The organism is Burkholderia sp. Bp8986 (assembly GCF_003854225.1).
In the GTDB taxonomy this organism is placed as follows: Bacteria; Pseudomonadota; Gammaproteobacteria; order Burkholderiales; family Burkholderiaceae; genus Burkholderia.
In genome coordinates this window covers 1-3,680 of the sequence record NZ_QTQM01000104.1, presented here as the reverse complement: position 1 = coordinate 3,680, position 3,680 = coordinate 1, and the positions used below count along the sequence as shown (strand labels likewise).

1 protein-coding gene, 1 tRNA gene and 4 pseudogenes are annotated in these 3,680 nt (G+C 53.5%); 2 read left to right on the top strand and 4 right to left on the bottom strand.

From position 1 onward, the window contains the following. Window positions 1–127 (top strand): annotated as a pseudogene (locus DID99_RS35980) (IS5/IS1182 family transposase); the annotation flags it as partial. 142 nt (window positions 128–269) lie between these two features. Here the strand turns inward: DID99_RS35980 and DID99_RS35975 are convergent. Both DID99_RS35975 and DID99_RS35970 read right to left on the bottom strand, forming a co-directional pair. Further along, window positions 270–346, bottom strand: a tRNA-Ile gene (locus tag DID99_RS35975). A gap of 682 nt (window positions 347–1,028) precedes the next feature. Then, window positions 1,029–1,787 carry a DUF1275 family protein gene (locus DID99_RS35970; protein ID WP_124668675.1) on the bottom strand — a complete coding sequence of 253 codons (759 nt, stop codon included), beginning with the start codon at window positions 1,785–1,787 and terminating at the stop codon, window positions 1,029–1,031. Between the two features lie 187 nt (window positions 1,788–1,974). Between DID99_RS35970 and DID99_RS35965 the strand changes: the two are divergent. Further along, window positions 1,975–2,067 (top strand): annotated as a pseudogene (locus tag DID99_RS35965) (IS5/IS1182 family transposase); the annotation flags it as partial. 1,230 nt (window positions 2,068–3,297) lie between these two features. Here the strand turns inward: DID99_RS35965 and DID99_RS38415 are convergent. Together DID99_RS38415 and DID99_RS35955 are read right to left on the bottom strand one after the other, a co-directional pair. Then, window positions 3,298–3,411, bottom strand: a pseudogene (locus tag DID99_RS38415) (plasmid pRiA4b ORF-3 family protein); the annotation flags it as partial. A 30-nt stretch (window positions 3,412–3,441) separates the two neighbouring features. Then, window positions 3,442–3,680 (bottom strand): annotated as a pseudogene (locus tag DID99_RS35955) (IS3 family transposase); the annotation flags it as partial.

The window sequence follows — 3,680 nt, the reverse complement described above, 5'->3', positions numbered from 1 at the left end:
TGCCTGGCTTCATGCATTCAGACGGCTCAAGATTCGCTACGAACGGTACGCACACGTGCATGAGGCATTCCTCTCGCGCGCGTGCTGCTTGATTTGCTGGAACCAACTCAAGACAGTGTCTGATTAATCTCGCAACAGCTTCTTAGCGATTTTTCGCGCGCGCCCCCTCCAAATGCTGTAGCGTCGTTACTACTCGCCTGTCGTTGAACGCGCGTCCAGCCTTTTGTGCATCCCTTTCACCCCGTATTGCCAAGATCGCAGTAGGTGCTTGGTGGGCCTGGCAGGATTTGAACCTGCGACCAATCGATTATGAGTCGACTGCTACTAACCACTGAGCTACAGGCCCACTATTTCATTATACGGGTACTACACAACCTCGTCACCAACAATAGTCGAACCCGTTTCCAACTCCGTCTGCTGCCAAGATACGTTCGACCTTCATATTACATCCATTTAATGGCCACTCCTTCTGGCGTTTCGTTGATTCAAATACATTTGCGCGCTCGGTTTAGACGTCCATTTCGTCCGACTCGGAAGCCCGTGTCCGGAAGAAGCTTCCAGGACGTTTATAATCGTCACCCTCGACGTCCTGACTCCAGACATACCGTGGCGCCTGAGAATTGACGAACCATATCCCGGTCGGATGCGGTGTCAAGCAATACAGCCTTCACTGCGTCCAGTCTAGCTGCCTAACAGACCTTTTGGCCACACAACCTCCTCCATATCACCCTATTCACGACATGCTACCTCGCTCGATTACCATTCCCTACTTTAGAGACGGCTTCATAAAGACTGGTCCGCCCGTCGGAGGACATTCCAGCAGATCTGGCAGCACTGCAGGCCTTTATGCGACACAGCCCAGCTATCGCAATCGCTGAGGTTGAGGCAAATGGCCACAGGCAATATAGAAATGCCGCTGCTGTCTCCACTTAACCTATACCATGCAACCTCCGCGACTCCCGACGCGGTTCAGGGTCAGCCCTAGCAACTACAACAGACAAAACGCTTTACCAGCCGTTGGTCAGACGTTAACGTTCAACGACATTTCGATCATTCTGAGGCCCAGGAGAAATCTGCCAAGCAAGAAATCCAAGCGCCAAACAGGGTAAAAGCAAGCTCATAAAATCAAAATAACGATAAATACAAGTTATTGCAATTACCCCACCCCAGAAGTGAAAATGCACCAGCAAAAAGTGCTTTATAGCCACCCGAGGCTCAGCCCCATTATCGGGGCCAACAATAATTTTGGTCGAGTACGTCAATAACGCGATATAGCTCCCTGTCATAACAATAGTCGACACAGGAAGAGGGTGGGCCGGCTGGATAACATGATTCTGGAGATAGAGCGCAAAGGACCCAACCCAGACCAGACTGAATACAATAATATTCGGGTGCTGCATATAGCCGTGACGATAAAGATAACTGGCCGCACAGGCGTAGAGTAATATGATGACGAATTCCAGCCTAACATAGGAAAGCGTGTGCTCTGCGTGCATCATATCTCGACGCTTTAGGCTGAAGACCTTATGGAGTAGTACCGTCAGAAGGAAAGCCAGTACCGATGACAGATGTAGCGCCGCTACGGGTAGATCCGTATTACTCGCTATGCCTATGATGCCCGCCATTGTATTAACGGTCATCACGCCAAGCAGCGTATGAAACAGTAGCAAGTAGCTAACACACTCCATACATCCACCCACAAAGCAGAGGATGTAGATTGTCAGTGAGCCATCCACAGGAAGCCAACGAATTTTTTGCCCTCGGACCCACGATCGAATCTTACCCATTACTTTGTCGTCTACACGTCTGATACGAATCAAGAGGAGCGACCACTTTCGAGAGGGTCGCCCCCATCGGCCGAGATCCCATCATTTTCACGACCGAAAACCGGCTTGGCTTCGAACTCCGCCGATACCTCTATACGTCCTGAACATTGAAGCCCTCATCTTTGCTAGACGTATTGCGCAATAAGACCGAGGCAAACCCTGCAGACCGCGTGTGGCCTATGCCGATCGTGGTTACGACTCCGAGCGGCATCGACGAGCGTTACCCGAACGTGGTATCGAGCTAATGCCCAGCCTGCAAGCAGGTTCCAGCTACCTATTCATACGCCCGGGCGGCCGATTGTTCAGCTTCAGAGGCGGGCACCAGCAGCCCCACAGCCCGGTGGGCCGCGGCGGTCGATGCCCATGTCGTGGCAGCGCGATCGGGTTGTCCCGCCTGTTCAAAGAGCCTGGCCGCCTGGGCGCAGGCCGCCGCAGCGAGCTGATTCACGTTGCCCCTGATGAAAAACCCCGTCGTCCTAACCTTGTCGTGACGCTCCGGGATTCCAACATGCTCCAGCATGGCCATTATGCAGTCCGCAGTCTCCGACATCGCGCGGGTGTTGCCCTGCTTGGGTTGCAAGGCACGACATCATGCCGAATGCTGGCCGCCTACGATGGTGTCGGAAGTATGGTCATGTGGCGGTACCGCAAGCCAATTCATATAGAAGTGCAGGACATGAAGATATGCCAATATCGCACGTCGGCACGTTGCAGGCAGCTTCCATATGGAATCAACACAGCATGTGTCGACCGTCGGTGTGACAGTCCACCGCCACATCTTTCTCACGAACGATGATCAGGGATAGGCGCCAAACGGCGCATTCACATTTGCGCAAATCTTCCGGATTTAAAGAATCAAAAACTCGCGTCCGCAGGAGGAGAGGAGCTCTTGGGAATTCTCCACCAAACAGCTATGGGGTCACATGAGGCCGGCCGGAAAAATGGAAGCCAACGTTTCGTAAGATCGAGAAACGGAGGCTTGGATGAATCGAGTTCCAAGAGCGGTCTATACGAAGGCGCTTCGCGACGAAGCGGTCAAGCTGGCGTTGACAGAAGGGGTTGGGTATCGGAGGCTTTGTTCGGAAGGGTAGGCTCACAATCTGGTTGCGTACGCAACTATATAGCCGTAAGCGACTCGGCCCGACCGTTTCCCCGTTCGCGCGCGCGTGAGGCATGATGGTGATGGTGTGGAGCGTCTGCGTGCTAGGCAGGAAAAGAGTAAACCGTTGCTCGCAAAGTTCGAGTGCAGGTCGATTCCGCTAAACTTTTGCATGCCGGCCTCCTGTGCGTCACGTCGGTGTCGCAACCCTGACTCTACGCCAGCCGTCCTACCGGAACGGCGCGAGGCCGGCTATATGATTATCAAAACCTGCGCGACCACGACCCTGCCTCGATTCCACGTACGGCAAGAAGTTTGATAACTTTTTGTCTGTATGTAAGTGTGGGGCCGATACCGTCTTGACGGCGTGAGTTACCGGTTTCCCCAACGATTGAATGCCATGCGCAGCAGCGTTGCATTGGCAGCACGCAGATCGAACCGATCGGCATCGAAGCCGGGGCCAACCCAGTTTCGGCAATGTTCTGCTGACCCTGCCTCGTTTTCACGTACAGCAATTCATGCGGCGATCAAGCTGGCCTCGTAGTCGACAGGGGTGAGGAAATCGATCGAGGTATGCAGGCGTTGCCGATTGTAATGTAATAGCCCTCGATCCAATCGACGATATCCAGGCGGGCTTGGGCGCGCGTTTCGTAGTGGTTCTGATAGATTCTCTCGACCTTCAATGTTTTGAAGAAGCTCTCCATCGGCGCGTTGTCCCAGGCGTTGGCACGACGGCTCATTGAGACGTTGATCTT